This window comes from Sulfitobacter sp. AS59, from assembly GCF_038899995.1.
In the GTDB taxonomy this organism is placed as follows: Bacteria; Pseudomonadota; Alphaproteobacteria; order Rhodobacterales; family Rhodobacteraceae; genus Sulfitobacter.
Genome location: NZ_JBBMQK010000001.1, coordinates 583,330 through 598,209, shown reverse-complemented (window position 1 = coordinate 598,209; position 14,880 = coordinate 583,330). Strand labels below are relative to the sequence as shown.

Genomic DNA, 14,880 nt, shown 5'->3' with positions numbered 1-14,880 from the left:
TGACATGAGTTAAGAGCAAAGCGAGCAGGGCTATGACCAATCTCCACCGCATCCGTGCAAGATCACCGCGAACCGGACGGGTCTCGTTGGGCATGGGGGCCGTTGTGGCGTCATTGCTGCTGTCCGCCTGTTCTGAGCCTGATGTGATTCTACCCGGCCTGCGCGAAGATGTGCGCGCAGTCGTACAAAGCGACGATGGTTTTGACGCGCCAGCCGATTTGGCAGTGCCGGAAAATACATCCCGCGCAATTTCGCTGCCCGCCATGACAAACAACGCCAGCTGGACCCAAGCTGCAGGCACACCCAGCACACGCGTGAACCACGCGGCGTTGTCGGCGGCACCACAATTGGCATGGTCCGCCAACATCGGCAGCGGTGATAGCCGCAAACAGCGCATTAATGCGACGCCGGTCGTCGCGGGCGGTCAGGTCTATACCATCGATTCCGGTGCGTTGGTCACTGCGACATCAACCTCAGGTGCAACGCTTTGGACGCGTGATCTGACGCCTGTCAACGACGGGCAGGGCGATGCCACCGGTGGCGGCTTGGCCGTTGATGGCGACACGGTTTATGTCTCGCTTGGCTTTGGCACCGTCACGGCACTGGATACCGCATCGGGGGCCACCCGCTGGGAACAAGATATCGAGGCGACCGGATCAGGCGCACCGACCGTTTATGGCGATCTGGTGTATTTCACATCCGGTGATGATCTGGGCTGGGCGCTGAACAAAAACAACGGCCGCGTGCAGTGGCAAACCGGGTCGAACACCGTCGTTGGCAACGTCTTGGGCGCGCCAGCCCCCGCCATCAGTCCTGAAATCGCGGTTATGGCATTCGGGTCTGGCGAAGTGCAGGGCCTGTTCCGCCGTGGCGGTCTAAGCCGCTGGGACACGTCGGTTGTGGGCAAACGCCCGGGCCGCGCTTTGGCGAATGTATCGGATATCACCGGTGCGCCGGTCATCTCTGGCAACACCGTCTATGTGGGTAACATGTCCGGCCGCTTGGCCGCTGTGACCTTGGCTGGCGGTGAACGTCTGTGGACCGCACGCGAAGGCGTGGTTGGTCCGGTCTGGCCAGCGGGCGATAGCGTGTTCGGGATCACCGATTTGAATGAATTGGTACGGCTGGACGCTAGCACTGGGCAACGTATCTGGGGCGCGAAGCTGCCGAATTTCGTCAAGGAAAAGCCGAAACGCCAATCCGAGGTCTTTGCACATTACGGTCCGATCCTGGCCGGTGGCCGGATCATTATCGCGTCGAACGACGGGGTGATGCGCAGCTATGATCCCACCAATGGTGCGCTGATCGGGACGGTCGAAATCCCCGGCGGCGCGACAACGGCACCGGTTGTGGCGGGTGGCACACTTTATGTTGTCTCGTCAAAAGGGCAATTGCACGCTTTCCGTTGACCTTGAAATAGTCTAGAGGGCAGGCTTGACCTGACCTTCGGAGCCGTTTCAATGTCCTTCACCCTCGCCATCGTGGGCCGTCCCAATGTGGGAAAATCCACGCTGTTCAACCGTCTAGTCGGTAAAAAACTGGCGTTGGTCGATGACCAACCCGGTGTGACGCGCGACCTGCGCGAGGGCGCTGCACGTCTGGCTGACCTGCGATTCACCGTGATTGACACCGCCGGGCTTGAGGAAGTCACCGATGACAGCCTTCAAGGTCGCATGCGCCGCCTGACGGAACGCGCGGTTGATATGGCCGATGTCTGTCTGTTTATGATCGACGCGCGCGTCGGCGTGACCCCGTCCGATCTGGTCTTTGCCGATATCCTGCGCAAAAAATCCGCTCATGTCATTCTGGCCGCCAACAAGGGCGAGGGCAAAGCCGCTGATGCTGGCGTGATCGAGGCCTATAGCCTTGGTCTGGGCGAACCGATCCGCATGTCGGCCGAGCATGGCGAAGGGTTGAACGACCTTTATACCCATCTGATGCCGATCGCCGACGGTTTTGCCGAACGCGTTGATACGGACACGCCTGAAACAGACGTGGACCTGACCGAGGAAGAGGCCGAACTGGGCGACGAAGATGCGCCCATGCCCGTGCCCACCAATACCAAGCCACTGCAAGTCGCCGTGGTTGGCCGCCCGAATGCGGGTAAATCCACGCTGATCAACCAGATCATGGGCGAAGACCGCCTGCTGACCGGACCAGAGGCGGGGATCACCCGCGATGCGATTTCCTTGCGTACGGTCTGGGACGATGTGCCAATGCGTATCTTTGATACGGCAGGCATGCGCAAAAAAGCCAAGATTCAGGAAAAGCTGGAAAAGCTGAGCGTCAGCGACGGTCTGCGCGCGGTGAAGTTTGCCGAAGTCGTGGTTGTATTGCTCGACGCTGAAATCCCCTTTGAACAGCAAGATTTGCGCATCGCCGACTTGGCTGAACGCGAAGGCCGCGCCGTGGTCGTTGCGGTGAACAAGTGGGATCTTGAGACCGACAAACAAGGCAAGCTGAAAGACCTGCGCGAAAGCTTTGAACGCCTTTTGCCGCAGCTTAAAGGCGCGCCTTTGGTGACGGTATCGGCAAAAACAGGCCGTGGTTTGGACCGCCTGCAACAGGCGATCATGCGCGCCTATGACGTCTGGAACCGCCGGATCACCACCGCGCAACTGAACCGTTGGCTCGCGGGTATGATGGAGGCGCATCCGCCCCCCGCGCCCCAAGGCAAACGTATCAAACTGCGCTATATGACCCAAGCGAAAACCCGGCCACCGGGCTTTGTTGTCATGTGTAGCCACCCTGACAAAGTGCCCGAAAGCTATAACCGCTATCTGGTGAATGGCTTGCGGATTGACTTTGACATGCCCGGCACACCTATCCGTATCTGGATGCGGGGTCAGTCCGATGCGAACCCCTATAAGGGCCGCAAAAAGTCCAAGCCGTCAAAGCTGCGCAAACATACAAACGGGCACCGTCAGGACCGCTAGGCGCGGCAGATTTTTTCAAAAAATCTGGGCCGGATTTTTTGAAAAATTCCGCGCGCCCCTCAAGCCTTACGCCATGATCTGAATGTTGGCAGCAGCAGGGCGATCGCGCCGCCCGCTGCCAGCGCCGCAACGCTTGGCGTGGTGGCATAGTTCTGCATTACAACGGCTATCAACGCCCAGATGACCGCGACCCCATAGGTCGGCGCGCGCATCAGCGTCGATTGCACCGCAGCGGCAATCACGATTGCGAGGCTGACAAAGATCAGCGCGGCTGCTTCCGCGCCGACCCAGCCATAGCCCGCCGCCAACAGACCCAAAGACACACAGGATGCCGCACTTAGCCAACCTGCATATAGCCCGACGGGCAGGGCGGCGAACCAACGGTCACCGTCGGGGGCTTCGAACAGGGCGATCAGGGCCGCGATCAGCATCGCCCAGATCAGGACAGACGCCCAGATCGGGCTGGCATTGGCCACGGCCAGCCAGAAACATCCGATGAACAGCGAAACAGCCAGTGGCACGCGCATGTCATGCCACGCGAAATCCTCGCGGGCCTTCCACAGACCCCAGCCCATGCCGATGATCAGCCACAGATAGATGACGCCCCAGATCGAAAACGCATAGCCCGCTGGCTGCACAGGCGGCGACACCTGCGGCACGGGGAACTGATTGGGGTCAAACCCGGCAAAGCTGGTCACGAAAAACGGTGACGCGGCAAAGCCGATGGCCAGTAAAAATGTCACAAATGCGGTCAGGGGGCGGGCCATGATGCGTCCTTTTGAAGTGATCGTTCAAAACGCAACATAGCACGGCCCCATTCAGTTCCCAGAGCTTATGACAACTTGCCATCCGCGCCCAAAAGCGTCTTGCCACCCAGATAGGGGGCCAGCACGTCGGGCAATTGCACCGATCCGTCGGCTTGCTGACCGTTCTCAAGCACAGCAATCAGGCAGCGCCCCACGGCCAGACCGGACCCGTTCAGCGTATGTACAAACTGCGGCTTGCCACCATCGGCGGGCTTGAACCGTGCGTTCATGCGCCGCGCCTGAAAATCGCCGGTGGTCGAGACCGAGGAAATCTCGCGGTAGGTTTTCTGACCGGGCACCCAAGCCTCGATGTCATAGGTGCGGCACGCGCCAAAGCCCATGTCGCCGGTGCACAGCAGCACGGTGCGATAGGGGATGTTCAACCGTTCCAACAAATCCTCGGCACAGCGCAGCATGCGCTTTTGCTCGGCCTCGCTTTCATCGGGATGCGTGACCGATACCATCTCTACCTTTTCGAACTGGTGCTGACGCAACATGCCTGCGGTGTCGCGGCCCGCCGATCCGGCCTCGGACCGGAAGCACAGGGTGTGCGCGGTATAGCGGCGCGGCAGGTAATCGGCGTCGATCACATGGCCCGCTGCGATATAGGTCAGCGGCACCTCTGAGGTCGGCACCAGCCACCAGCCATTGGTGGTCTGATAGCTGTCTTCGCCGAACTTGGGCAGTTTGTCAGTGCCATACATGGCGTCATTATTGACCAGCACGGGGGGGTTCACCTCGGTCAGGCCGTTTTCATCGACATGGGTGTCGACCATGAACTGCGCCAGCGCCCGGTGGATGCGCGCCACGGCCCCCGACAACAGCACAAAGCGGCTGCCGGACATCTTGGCAGCCGTCTCAAAATCCATCGAGGCGGCAACGCCGATGATGTCAAAATGTTCGCGCGCTTCAAAGTCGAACGTCTTGGGGGTGCCCCAGCGGCTGACCTCGACGTTGTCATTCTCGTCTGCACCTTGGGGCACATCATCGGCGGGAAGATTGGGGATGCGTGCCAACATGTCGGTCAGCTTGGCGTCCAGTTCCTTGGCGTCGGCGTTCATCTGCGCGACCTCGGCCTTCTTTTCGCTGACCAAGGCCCGCAGCCGTTCGAATTCAGCCTCGTCGCCCGATGCCTTGGCCGCGCCCACCAGTTTGGAGGCTTTGTTTTGCTCGGCCTGCGCTGTTTCCGCGCTAAGGATCATGCCGCGCCGCGCCTCGTCCAGTGCTAGGATGTCGCCCGAGACAGGCGCATCGCCGCGCCGTGCGAGGGCCGCGTCAAACGCATCAGGGTTTTCGCGGATGGCTTTGATGTCATGCATGGGTCTGTCCTTTGATCTGGTATCGCCCGATTTTGAATCGCTCAGGCGCGCTTTGCCCGCGTTATGCCCGATTGTGGATCGCGGGGCCAGATGTGGTGTGGGGGGTTATGTGGGGTTACTTGGCTGGTATCCGATAGAAAGTTGGTGCGCACGCCAGCCTTGAAAAAAGTCAGGTTGGCTATCAAAATCCGGTTCGTCTTTGCTGTCGGGCAGTTCAGAGCTTGTTCCTTTACAATTGAAAAGGAAAACACCGTCAAAGTCTTCTTCTCCTCCATTATATTTAGACAAATCTACTTTCCGAAGCGCGGCACCAAAGAAGTTACATCTTTCAAATTCGCTAACTCCTTCTAGCTTGAGAGACCGAATTTGGAGGCCTTGGAAATTTGCCTGGAAGAAACGTGTGCCTTTTAGGTGAACGTACTGACAGTCGCTGTATTTAAAGTTATCGCCGGAAGCGTTGCTGTCATCAAAGAAAGAATTCCTTACATCTGCCTCAACAAATGAGTTTTTGAAAAGCTGGCAATGGAGGAACTGGGCACCATTAAGTTTTGCTTGATCGAACCGGTTTCCCTCAATGGTTGAGTGAGAAAACTTTACACCCGACATAACAGCATCTTTGAAATGACTATTTTGGATGATGCACTCGCTGAACTGACAATTTGTCATGTCTGCACCAGAAAAACTCGTGCTTTGAAATGAGCAATTGGTCCACATCGTTCCATCTAGCCGACTATTTTGGAACATTGAATCGCTTAATGTGAGAGTGTGGAAAGAGCATTCAGCCAAGTCCAAATAATAACCACGATCTCGTTCGTGGGCTAAGGCTTTCTTCGATCTTCGATCAAGTACAAGAAGCGCAGTTTGCACGTCCACCCGTGTTCCTATATTATCAGAAATTACGTTATTTCTGACGTAAGCACAAAGAGTTTCCATGACCTGTATATGATCACGCAGACTATCTTGGGCGATGCGTTCTAGCGCATAGATCGCGCCTATGCGTACTTCTAGATTTGGTTTTGTGGACTCACCATACTCATCCTTAACTGTCTTTTCCGCACCCAGTCCTTCAACGGCCTTGTTTAGTCGATCTGTGATTTGGCCCTGTTCAGCAACATTGACTTGTTTCTGGGCAACGACAGCGCGCCATATTACAAAAGGGGCACCGATCATAGCGACGATAATGCCTGTCAGACCAAAGCTAGAGCCTGCACCCTGTGGAAAATTACCAAACACAGCCGAGCCGAGCAGCTTGAACGCTGCCGCAATGGCGAGGGAAAAAAGCCCGCCTACGATCAGTATACCGACCACAGAAAGAAACGGCCCTAAGTAGCTGCGCTTGCGCCAGTCAAACGGCTCGGCAAAACCGAACCATGCTCTCATTGATTGTTTTTCGTCGTCCAACGGCACACCCTCATATTCCCCACCACCATGCCGTGCAAATTCGCGTGTCACAACCGCTCAAAACGGGTGAATGGCGCTGAACGTGGCTGTTGGGGCCGTGCTTGGCCCATTGGGGGTTGAAATACGCGTTAAGCCTCCTTGCAAAGCCCCGCATCTAGACCTAGGTTCCGCCAAACTTCGACGGCAGGCCGGAACGGGCGTGCTCCCTCATTCAAAGGACCAACGCCATGCAAGGTATTCAACAATTCGTCCCTCTCATTCTGATCTTTGCGATCATGTATTTCCTGCTGATCCGCCCGCAGCAGAAGAAGGTAAAAGAACATCAGGCGATGGTTAAGGGCCTGCGCCGTGGCGATCAGGTTGTCACCCAAGGCGGTCTGATCGGTAAGGTCGTCAAGGTCAAAGACGATGGCGAGCTTGAGGTCGAACTGGCCGAGAACGTCAAAGTGCGCGTTGTGCAGTCGACCATCGCGACCGTTGTCTCCAAGACCGAACCCGCCAAGTAAACTGCCAATAGGGCAGCGTTAAGAAGGGCTTGCGCCATGCTTCAGATTGATCTGTGGAAACGGGTGTTGATCATCCTCACCTGTGCGGCTGGCCTGTATCTGGCGCTGCCCAACGCGTTTTACGGCCCCGTAGAGCAGCATAATGATGCGCTCAAGGCGATGGAGGTGGCTGGCCCCACGCCCGAGCTTGAGGCGCAAGCGGCCCTGTGGCCCACATGGCTGCCCGAGCAGTTGGTGAACCTTGGGCTGGATCTGCGCGGCGGTGCGCATCTGCTGGCCGAGGTCAACGTATCCGAGGTCTATGCCAACCGGATGGAAGCGGCATGGCCCGAGGTGCGCGATGTGTTGCGGTCGATCACGCCCGTGCGTCGTGTCGAGGCCCCCGAGGGCGAGTTGCGCGTGCGGATCAACGACGCAGACAAGATGGCCGAGGCGCTTGAGGCGGCGCGCACATTGGCGCGGCCTGTGCAAACGATCACAGGGGCGGGTCAGAATGACATCGTCGTCAGTGGTGCCGAAGACATCATTAGCGTGACCCTGACCGACGCCGAAAAGCTGGCCACGGACGAGCGGACGATGCAGCAATCGCTGGAGATCATCCGCCGCCGCATCGACGAGGTTGGCACACGCGAACCCACGATCCAGCGCCAAGGGTCGGACCGCATTTTGATTCAGGTGCCCGGCATCGGATCAGCAGCCGAGCTGAAGGCGATCATCGGGACCACGGCGCAGTTGACGTTCAACCCCGTTGTGAACCGCGGCGCGGATGAAAACGCATCCCCCGGTCTGGGCAATTCGCTGTTGCCCGACGCGGAATCCGAGGGCGTGTTCTACATCATCGAAACCGCCCCCGTTGTGACCGGCGAACAGCTGGTTGATGCGCAGCCCAGCTTTGACCAGAACGGTCGGCCTGCGGTCAGCTTCCGCTTTGACACCACGGGTGCCCGTAAATTCGGGACCTATACGGCTGAAAACATTGGCGCGCCCTTCGCGATTGTCTTGGACAACGAGGTCATCAGCGCCCCCACCATCCAAAGCGCCATTCCGGGCGGGTCGGGTATCATCACCGGCAATTTCTCGGTCGAGGAATCGACCAATCTGTCCGTCTTGCTGCGGGCAGGGGCCTTGCCTGCGGGGCTGACCTTTGTCGAGGAACGCACAATCGGGCCGGAACTGGGCCAAGACAGTATTGATGCGGGTAAGATCGCCACGAGCGTCGCCTTCATCGCCGTGCTGTTCTTTATGTGGGCGAGCTATGGTTTGTTCGGTTTCTTCGCCAACATCGCGCTGATCGTGAACGTATGCATGATCTTTGGCCTGCTCAGCCTGATCGGGGCGACGCTGACATTGCCCGGTATCGCGGGTATCGTTTTGACCGTCGGTATGGCGGTCGATGCGAATGTGCTGATCTTTGAACGCATCCGTGAAGAACTGAAAACCGCCAAAGGCCCGGCACGTGCGATCAGTCTGGGATACGAGCGCGCGCTCAGCGCCATTCTGGATGCCAACATCACCACGTTCATCATCGCTGTGATCCTGTTTGTTCTGGGGTCGGGTCCGGTACGGGGCTTTGCCGTGACGTTGGGCATTGGCATTATCACGTCGGTCTTTACCGCATATTTCGTCACCCGTCTGATGGTCGTGTTCTGGTTTGAACGCTCCCGTCCCAAGACGATCACGGTCTAGGAAATTGATATGAAACGCTTGCGACTGATCCCTGACGAAACCAGCTTTGACTTTTTCAAACACGCTAAATTCACCTTTGGCGCGTCCTGTGTGGCTGTGGTGCTGGCCTTGGCCGTGTGGTTCACGATGGGTCTGAACTATGGCATCGATTTCCGCGGGGGCACGACATTGCGCACCCAAAGCGAAGCGGCCGTTGACGTCGCCGCCTACCGCGCGGCGATCGAGCCGTTGGGGCTGGGCGATGTCTCGATCTCTGAAGTGTTTGACCCGACCAGCGATGGCAGCAAACACGTCGCCATGGTGCGCATTCAGGCGCAAGAGGGCGAAGAAGCCGCAACGCCCGAAATGATCGAAGCGGTCGAAGGCGCGCTGAAAACCGTCGCGCCGAGCATCATCTTTACCTCGGTTGAATCCGTGGGTCCGAAAGTATCGGGCGAGCTGATCCAGACCGCGTTCCTTGCCGTTGGTGCGTCACTGGCGGCGATCCTGATCTACATCTGGTTGCGGTTCGAATGGCAGTTTTCCGTTGGTGCGGTTGCGGCGCTGTTTCACGATGTGATCCTGACCATCGGCATTTTCTCGGCCTTGCAAATCCGGTTCGATTTGCCGGTGATTGCGGCGATCCTTACCATCATTGGTTATTCGATCAACGATACGGTGGTGATCTTTGACCGGCTGCGGGAAAACCTGCGCAAATACAAAAAACGCCCCCTGCGCGATGTGATGAACATCAGTGTGAACGAAACCCTTAGCCGCACCTTGATGACATCGGGCACGACCCTGTTGGCGCTGATTGCGCTGCTGGTGCTGGGCGGTGATGTGATCCGTGGCTTTGTCTTTGCGATCACATGGGGCGTTGTCGTCGGGACCTATTCGTCGGTCTTTGTGGCGAAGAACGTGGTGCTGTTCCTTGGGGTCAAACGTGACTGGACCAAGAAAGACAACAACACAGGTCAATACGCCAACATAGATGCCTGAGGTATTAGCAGCAGCCGGATCGACCTCGGGTTTGATCTGGCTGTTGTGCGCTGTCATTGTTGCCGGGCTGGTGCGCGGCTTTACCGGATTTGGCAGCGCAATGATCATCATGCCCGTCGCGGCATCGGTTCTTAGCCCCGTCCAAGCTGTCATATTTCTAACAGCCGCAGAATTACTGGGCCCGTTGCCCAATTTGCCCTCGGCCTTGCGCGAAGGCACCAAACGCGACGTATCCCTTTTGCTGGCCGGTGTGGTGGTGGCGATGCCGCTGGGGTTGCTTTGCCTGTCCTACATCTCTCCTGATCCGTTCGGTTGGATTGTATCCGGTGTTGTTATGCTGCTGCTGGTCCTGTTGATCACGGGCTGGCGCTATTCGGGCACTTTGGGGACTTCGTTGATTGCTGGAACAGGTGGATTGGTCGGTTTTATGACGGGCTTTGCCGGTATTCCCGGCCCGCCGTTGATTATGCTCTATATGGCCAGCACCTTGCCGATACGTGTGATCCGCGCGAATTTTCTGCTCGTTCTTGTGGGCATCGATTTGCTGCTGTTTGCCATGCTCTGGGCCAGCGATCTGTTGGTCTGGCAGATCGTGGTGCTTGGCCTGCTGATGGGCATTCCCAGCGTCTTGGCCAATATGATCGGGGCGCGGCTCTTTAACCCCGGCTCCGAGAGGCTTTTCCGCACTGTGGCCTATATTGTCATCGGGCTTTCCGCTATTATCGGTCTGCCGCTGTGGAAAGGATAAGGTCATGCGCCTGAACGAGGTTGTATTTAACGATGCCAAACCTGTCGAAGGGTACGGCCCCGGATTTTTCCGCATCGGCGGCACCGTTGTCGAGGGCCCCGTGATCACCGGTGCCATGGGCACCCAGACATGGGGAGGCTTTGACGACGTGACCCCGCTGCTGGAACTGGTAGGCAAGATCGACATCTTGTTTCTGGGGATGGGGGCCGAGATTGCCCATGTCCCCGCCGACATGCGCCGCCAGCTTGAGGGCGCAGGGCTGGGCCTTGAGGTGATGTCGTCACCCGCAGCCTCGCGGACCTATAACGTGTTGCTCAGCGAAGGCCGGCGCGTGGCGCTGGCGATGATACCGATCTGATATGACATTGCGGGTAAATGATCTGGCGGTCGCGCGCGGCGGCGTGCCCGTGCTGAGCGGCGTATCGTTTGAAATCGCACCGAGCGCGGCGCTGATCCTGCGCGGGCCGAACGGTGCGGGCAAAACAACGTTGCTGCGCACCATCGCAGGGCTGCAACCGGCGCTGTCCGGTCAGATCGACGGGGCGGATGAAACCATCGCCTATGCAGGACATGCTGATGGCCTCAAGGCGATGCTCAGCGTGGCCGAGAACCTGATGTTCTGGGCGCAGGTCTTTGGCAACAGCGATACCGAACCGGCGCTGGCTGCCTATCAGCTGGACCCGCTGCGCGACCGTCTGGCAGGTACCTTGTCGGCTGGCCAGAAACGTCGCTTGGGGCTGGCGCGGTTGATGGTGACAGGGCGGCCCGTCTGGGTGCTGGACGAGCCGACCGTGTCACTGGACGCCGATGCAGTTGCGATGTTCGCGGCGGCAGTCACAGCGCATCTGGGGGCAGGGGGCATGGCGCTGATCGCGACCCATATCGACCTTGGCCTGAACGCAGATACCTTTGATGTGACCCCATACCGTGCCAAACCCGACATGCGCAGCGGTGCCAGTGACGAGGCGTTTTTATGATCGCCCTGCTGCGCCGCGACCTGATGCTTGCGTTCCGCGCGGGCGGTGGCTTTGGCCTTGGGCTTGCGTTCTTTTTGATCGTGACGGTGCTGGTCCCGTTCAGCGTCGGCCCGCAATCTGAATTGCTGTCAACCATTGCGCCGGGAGTGTTGTGGTTGGGGGCTTTGCTGGCCTGCCTCTTGTCGCTGGATCGCCTGCTGGCCTTGGATTTCGAGGATGGTACGCTGGATCTGCTGGCCACCGCGCCCCTGCCGCTTGAGGCCGCACTGAGCATCAAGGCGCTGTCCCATTGGCTGACCACGGGCCTGCCGCTGGTGATGGCCGCGCCGATCTTGGGGCTGATGCTGAACCTCGAACCTATCGGATATATCTGGCTGATTGCCTCGCTCGCCCTTGGCACGCCAGCCCTGTCGGTGATCGGCACCTTTGGTGCCGCGCTCACGGTCGGGATCAAACGCGGCGGGTTGTTGATGTCGCTGCTGGTATTGCCGCTGTACGTACCGACCCTGATTTTCGGGGCCGAAGCCGCACGTCGCGGGGCGATTGGGTTGGATGGCACAACGCCTTTGATCCTGCTTGCAGGCATCACACTTGGCACAATTGCGCTGATGCCTTTCGCCTCGGCTGCGGTGCTGCGGATGACATTGCGGTGAGCAGCGCCGCGCCTGAGGCGTTTTGCCCATTGAGTGCATCCTAGCGGAAGGGTAAATACCAAACATGTCTTTGTGGGAATACGCCAATCCGGTGAAATTTTTGGGCCTCTCCGCCCGCGTGCAGCCGTTTCTATGGGCGGCGGCCGCCATTTGTGTGGTCGTCGGCTTGGTCTGGGGGTTTTTCGGGACGCCCGATGATTACCGTCAGGGATCAACGGTCAAGATTATCTATCTGCACGTCCCCGCGGCCCTGATGGCGATTAACGCATGGTTCATGATGCTGGTGGCGTCCTTGATCTGGCTGATCCGCCGCCACCATGTCAGCGCTTTGGCGGCCAAGGCCGCTGCCCCCGTGGGGATCACCATGACGCTGATCGCGCTGGTGACTGGGGCAATCTGGGGCCAACCCATGTGGGGCACGTGGTGGGCGTGGGATCCGCGCCTGACGTCCTTCCTGATCCTGTTTTTGTTCTACCTCGGCTATATCGCCCTGTGGGAGGCGGTCGAGGACCCAGATACCGCCGCTGATCTGACCTCGGTTCTGTGCCTCGTGGGGTCAGTATTTGCGGTGCTGTCGCGCTATGCCGTGAAATTCTGGAACCAGGGCCTGCACCAAGGGACCTCCGTGCCGGTGGCAACGGGGGGGCGCACGGTTTCAGACGTGTTCTTTTATCCGCTGGCAATCAGCATGGTCGGCTTCGGCCTGCTGTTTCTGGCGTTGGTCTTGTACCGCACCGGCACTGAAATCCGCCTGCGCCGCGCCCGCGCGCTGCTTGCCCGCCGCAAAAGGGACATGTGATGCCTGATCTGGGAAAATACGCTACCGAAGTGTTGGGGGCCTATGGCCTGTCACTGTTCCTGATCGCTGCACTGATCGTATTGACCTTGCGCAAAGGTCGCCGAGCACGGGCCGATTTGGCGCGGATCGAGGCCGATAAAGATGCCTAAAATCTCGCCCCTCATGATAGCCCCGCCGCTGATCTTTGCCGCCTTTGTAGCGCTTGCCGCCTTTGGCATGTTCCGCCCCGACCCCGAAGGGCTGCCATCGACATTGGTCGGGCAAACCGCCCCCGCGCTGCCCGACAAAGCGCTCGACGGCTTTGCGGTGCCCGCTGCCGATGTCTTCACGAATGGCGAAGTCACGCTGGTCAATTTCTGGGCCAGCTGGTGTCCGCCCTGCCGGGCAGAGCATCCGAACCTGCTAAAAATGCAAGCGGACGGGATTGCCATCGTCGGGGTCAACTTCAAAGATACCGCAGGTGCGGCGAGCAGTTACCTCACAGACGACGGCAATCCGTTTCAGGGCGTCGCCTTTGACCCTCAGGGGCGCACTGCGATTGACTGGGGTGTCACCGCCCCGCCTGAAACCTTCATCATTGATGGTGAGGGGACAGTTCTCTTTCGCTTTGCCGGCCCCTTGGTGGGGAGCGATTATGAACAACGTTTCCTCCCCGCGCTTGGGGACGCTTTGGCGCAGTAACGGGTATTTCCAAATGGACTTAAATCCTCGCCGAAGGCATCTCTTCCTTTTGGCGGTAGTCCAAAGAATTTCGCCTTCGGCGAGGATACTTACGAGCCAGAGAAGACGGACGGTCGCGCCACATGTCATTTTATGTGACTTGATTGAACCGTCCCCCTATCACTTGAACTATGAGAATGATTTTACAGCAAGTCTTACCGTCTGAGCAGAGTGGCGATGTGCGGTTGCCGGGGGTGGCACCTTGTGGGGCGGAGGATTGGCTGCGTGTCGATGATGCATATGGCGCGCAGATGCAGTACCGGGCGGCGTTGATTGCCGGGCGTCCGTTAGATGTCTTGTACGAGCCGGAGAGTGCGCGTGCGGGCAGTTGCGAGGTGTTGCGGGAGGCATTGTTGATCTTGCCGAAGCTGGGGTTCGATGTCGGGGGCAGCCGCGTCGTTTGCCCGGATGGGCGCGAGGTTGATCTGGATTGGCAGGCCCCGCTGCGCTGTTTGGGGCATTTGGTGCAGGAAGACATATGCGTTTTGCAAAAGCGGGGGGACGAGCATGTATTGGCCGCCGCCGTGTTATGCTTTCCTGCGAATTGGCGATTGGTCGAGAAGGTCGAGCAGCCGTTGACGGCGATCCATGTTCCGGTGGATGAGTATGACGCGAATATTGCGCGCCGTGTGCAGCGGTTGTTTGACGGTGTGCAGGTTGGCAGGCCGTTGTGGCGGTACAACAGGTTGAGCTATGCCGATGCTGATCTGCACCAGCCCCGCAAGCGCGAGGTCGATGATGCGATGCCGTTTCTGCGGTCGGAACGACAATGTATTTTGCGGCTGCCTGAAACGGAGGCTGTGGTCTTTACCATCCACACCACCGTGGTGCGCCGCGAAGACACGCCTGCCGCAGAATGACCGGGCAGGCGTGTTACGTTAGCGTGGGTGGAGCACCAGATGCGGTTGCCCGTCCGAGGTCTTGCGCGGTGAGATCCCATCCGCGCCCACCACTGCCGTGACCTGTTTGCGCAGGTTGCTGAACAGTGGCGAGGTCACCACATCAACCGCTTTGTCAAAGCGCAGGGTGAGCGACCACATGCCGCTGCCGGACAGTTTGGCGGCTTTCACGACGCCTTTGAACGGTTGGGCAAGGTAGTTGCCCGAGACGCGGTCACCCGGCGTCCAGCCATGAGCGGGCGCGCTGGCCTGTGCGCTCAGCGTGTTCCAGTCGCGCGCGCCCCATTGATGGGCGACCATTTCCAAGGTCGCCGCATGGGAGACGGCTTTGCCTTGGGATGCGAGATCGGCGCGCAGACGTTTTGCCTGAGATTTCAGGACATCGGTCGAGGGTATTTGGGTTGTCATTATAACACTCCTGCTCTCGCAAAAGTCGAAGGGGGTCCGCGTTG

General features: G+C 58.9%; 17 protein-coding genes. 13 read left to right on the top strand and 4 right to left on the bottom strand.

Features of this window, described 5'->3' with window-relative positions:
- Positions 1-32 precede the first annotated feature (32 nt).
- Positions 33-1,409, top strand: coding sequence for a PQQ-binding-like beta-propeller repeat protein (locus WNY39_RS03005; RefSeq protein WP_342843927.1), 1,377 nt, complete (start codon positions 33-35; stop codon positions 1,407-1,409).
- Positions 1,410-1,460: 51 nt separating this feature from the next.
- Positions 1,461-2,936 (top strand): ribosome biogenesis GTPase Der, encoded by a 1,476-nt coding sequence (gene der / locus WNY39_RS03000; RefSeq protein WP_341234733.1) that lies wholly within the window; start codon positions 1,461-1,463, stop codon positions 2,934-2,936.
- Between the two features lie 59 nt (positions 2,937-2,995).
- Here the strand turns inward: der and WNY39_RS02995 are convergent, their stop codons facing one another.
- The 3 genes from WNY39_RS02995 to WNY39_RS02985 form a co-directional block, all read right to left on the bottom strand.
- A complete protein-coding gene (locus tag WNY39_RS02995; RefSeq protein WP_342843925.1) occupies positions 2,996-3,703 on the bottom strand; it encodes a hypothetical protein in 708 nt (235 codons plus the stop codon).
- Between the two features lie 65 nt (positions 3,704-3,768).
- Entirely contained in the window at positions 3,769-5,061 is a 1,293-nt protein-coding gene (gene serS, locus WNY39_RS02990) for a serine--tRNA ligase (RefSeq protein WP_342843923.1), read from the bottom strand.
- Positions 5,062-5,166: 105 nt separating this feature from the next.
- The gene (locus WNY39_RS02985; protein WP_342843922.1) at positions 5,167-6,513 is read right to left on the bottom strand and encodes a pentapeptide repeat-containing protein; all 1,347 of its coding nucleotides are present in this window, start codon (positions 6,511-6,513) and stop codon (positions 5,167-5,169) included.
- Between the two features lie 176 nt (positions 6,514-6,689).
- On the opposite strand from WNY39_RS02985, the gene yajC reads away from it, so the two are divergent.
- The 11 genes from yajC to WNY39_RS02930 all read left to right on the top strand — a co-directional run bounded on the left by yajC (position 6,690) and on the right by WNY39_RS02930 (position 14,389).
- On the top strand, positions 6,690-6,968 hold the full coding sequence (yajC, locus tag WNY39_RS02980; RefSeq protein WP_093914628.1) for a preprotein translocase subunit YajC: 279 nt from the start codon (positions 6,690-6,692) through the stop codon (positions 6,966-6,968).
- 36 nt (positions 6,969-7,004) lie between these two features.
- Positions 7,005-8,654: a protein translocase subunit SecD gene (secD, locus tag WNY39_RS02975; RefSeq protein WP_342843920.1), complete on the top strand. Its 1,650-nt coding sequence runs from the start codon at positions 7,005-7,007 to the stop codon at positions 8,652-8,654.
- A 9-nt stretch (positions 8,655-8,663) separates the two neighbouring features.
- Positions 8,664-9,632, top strand: coding sequence for a protein translocase subunit SecF (gene secF, locus WNY39_RS02970; RefSeq protein WP_342843919.1), 969 nt, complete (start codon positions 8,664-8,666; stop codon positions 9,630-9,632).
- Complete coding sequence (locus tag WNY39_RS02965; RefSeq protein ID WP_342843917.1) at positions 9,625-10,380, top strand: sulfite exporter TauE/SafE family protein; 756 nt, start codon at positions 9,625-9,627, stop codon at positions 10,378-10,380. The genes secF and WNY39_RS02965 overlap by 8 nt, the downstream gene beginning before the upstream one ends.
- 4 nt (positions 10,381-10,384) lie before the next feature.
- Positions 10,385-10,738: an Mth938-like domain-containing protein gene (locus WNY39_RS02960; RefSeq protein WP_342843915.1), complete on the top strand. Its 354-nt coding sequence runs from the start codon at positions 10,385-10,387 to the stop codon at positions 10,736-10,738.
- A 1-nt stretch (position 10,739) separates the two neighbouring features.
- Positions 10,740-11,357 carry a heme ABC exporter ATP-binding protein CcmA gene (gene ccmA, locus WNY39_RS02955; RefSeq protein ID WP_342843914.1) on the top strand — a complete coding sequence of 206 codons (618 nt, stop codon included), beginning with the start codon at positions 10,740-10,742 and terminating at the stop codon, positions 11,355-11,357.
- Positions 11,354-12,010 (top strand): heme exporter protein CcmB, encoded by a 657-nt coding sequence (gene ccmB, locus WNY39_RS02950; RefSeq protein ID WP_342843913.1) that lies wholly within the window; start codon positions 11,354-11,356, stop codon positions 12,008-12,010. The genes ccmA and ccmB overlap by 4 nt, the downstream gene beginning before the upstream one ends.
- A 64-nt stretch (positions 12,011-12,074) precedes the next feature.
- Positions 12,075-12,809 carry a heme ABC transporter permease gene (locus WNY39_RS02945; protein WP_342843911.1) on the top strand — a complete coding sequence of 245 codons (735 nt, stop codon included), beginning with the start codon at positions 12,075-12,077 and terminating at the stop codon, positions 12,807-12,809.
- Positions 12,809-12,958, top strand: coding sequence for a heme exporter protein CcmD (gene ccmD / locus WNY39_RS02940; protein WP_342843909.1), 150 nt, complete (start codon positions 12,809-12,811; stop codon positions 12,956-12,958). Before WNY39_RS02945 ends, ccmD begins: the two co-directional genes overlap by 1 nt.
- Positions 12,951-13,490, top strand: coding sequence for a DsbE family thiol:disulfide interchange protein (locus WNY39_RS02935; RefSeq protein ID WP_342843907.1), 540 nt, complete (start codon positions 12,951-12,953; stop codon positions 13,488-13,490). Before ccmD ends, WNY39_RS02935 begins: the two co-directional genes overlap by 8 nt.
- A gap of 176 nt (positions 13,491-13,666) precedes the next feature.
- Positions 13,667-14,389 (top strand): DUF3445 domain-containing protein, encoded by a 723-nt coding sequence (locus WNY39_RS02930; RefSeq protein WP_342843905.1) that lies wholly within the window; start codon positions 13,667-13,669, stop codon positions 14,387-14,389.
- Between the two features lie 18 nt (positions 14,390-14,407).
- Here WNY39_RS02930 and WNY39_RS02925 read toward each other — a convergent pair whose 3' ends face one another.
- Positions 14,408-14,836: a glyoxalase superfamily protein gene (locus WNY39_RS02925; RefSeq protein WP_342843903.1), complete on the bottom strand. Its 429-nt coding sequence runs from the start codon at positions 14,834-14,836 to the stop codon at positions 14,408-14,410.
- Positions 14,837-14,880 lie beyond the last annotated feature (44 nt).

Coding starts and splice junctions, on each gene's coding strand:
- WNY39_RS03005 (WP_342843927.1), top strand. CDS start 33: ATGACCAATCTCCACCGCATCCGTGCAAGATCACCGCGAACCGGACGG.
- der (WP_341234733.1), top strand. CDS start 1,461: ATGTCCTTCACCCTCGCCATCGTGGGCCGTCCCAATGTGGGAAAATCC.
- WNY39_RS02995 (WP_342843925.1), bottom strand. CDS start 3,703: ATGGCCCGCCCCCTGACCGCATTTGTGACATTTTTACTGGCCATCGGC.
- serS (WP_342843923.1), bottom strand. CDS start 5,061: ATGCATGACATCAAAGCCATCCGCGAAAACCCTGATGCGTTTGACGCG.
- yajC (WP_093914628.1), top strand. CDS start 6,690: ATGCAAGGTATTCAACAATTCGTCCCTCTCATTCTGATCTTTGCGATC.
- secD (WP_342843920.1), top strand. CDS start 7,005: ATGCTTCAGATTGATCTGTGGAAACGGGTGTTGATCATCCTCACCTGT.
- secF (WP_342843919.1), top strand. CDS start 8,664: ATGAAACGCTTGCGACTGATCCCTGACGAAACCAGCTTTGACTTTTTC.
- WNY39_RS02965 (WP_342843917.1), top strand. CDS start 9,625: ATGCCTGAGGTATTAGCAGCAGCCGGATCGACCTCGGGTTTGATCTGG.
- WNY39_RS02960 (WP_342843915.1), top strand. CDS start 10,385: ATGCGCCTGAACGAGGTTGTATTTAACGATGCCAAACCTGTCGAAGGG.
- ccmA (WP_342843914.1), top strand. CDS start 10,740: ATGACATTGCGGGTAAATGATCTGGCGGTCGCGCGCGGCGGCGTGCCC.
- ccmB (WP_342843913.1), top strand. CDS start 11,354: ATGATCGCCCTGCTGCGCCGCGACCTGATGCTTGCGTTCCGCGCGGGC.
- WNY39_RS02945 (WP_342843911.1), top strand. CDS start 12,075: ATGTCTTTGTGGGAATACGCCAATCCGGTGAAATTTTTGGGCCTCTCC.
- ccmD (WP_342843909.1), top strand. CDS start 12,809: ATGCCTGATCTGGGAAAATACGCTACCGAAGTGTTGGGGGCCTATGGC.
- WNY39_RS02935 (WP_342843907.1), top strand. CDS start 12,951: ATGCCTAAAATCTCGCCCCTCATGATAGCCCCGCCGCTGATCTTTGCC.
- WNY39_RS02930 (WP_342843905.1), top strand. CDS start 13,667: ATGATTTTACAGCAAGTCTTACCGTCTGAGCAGAGTGGCGATGTGCGG.
- WNY39_RS02925 (WP_342843903.1), bottom strand. CDS start 14,836: ATGACAACCCAAATACCCTCGACCGATGTCCTGAAATCTCAGGCAAAA.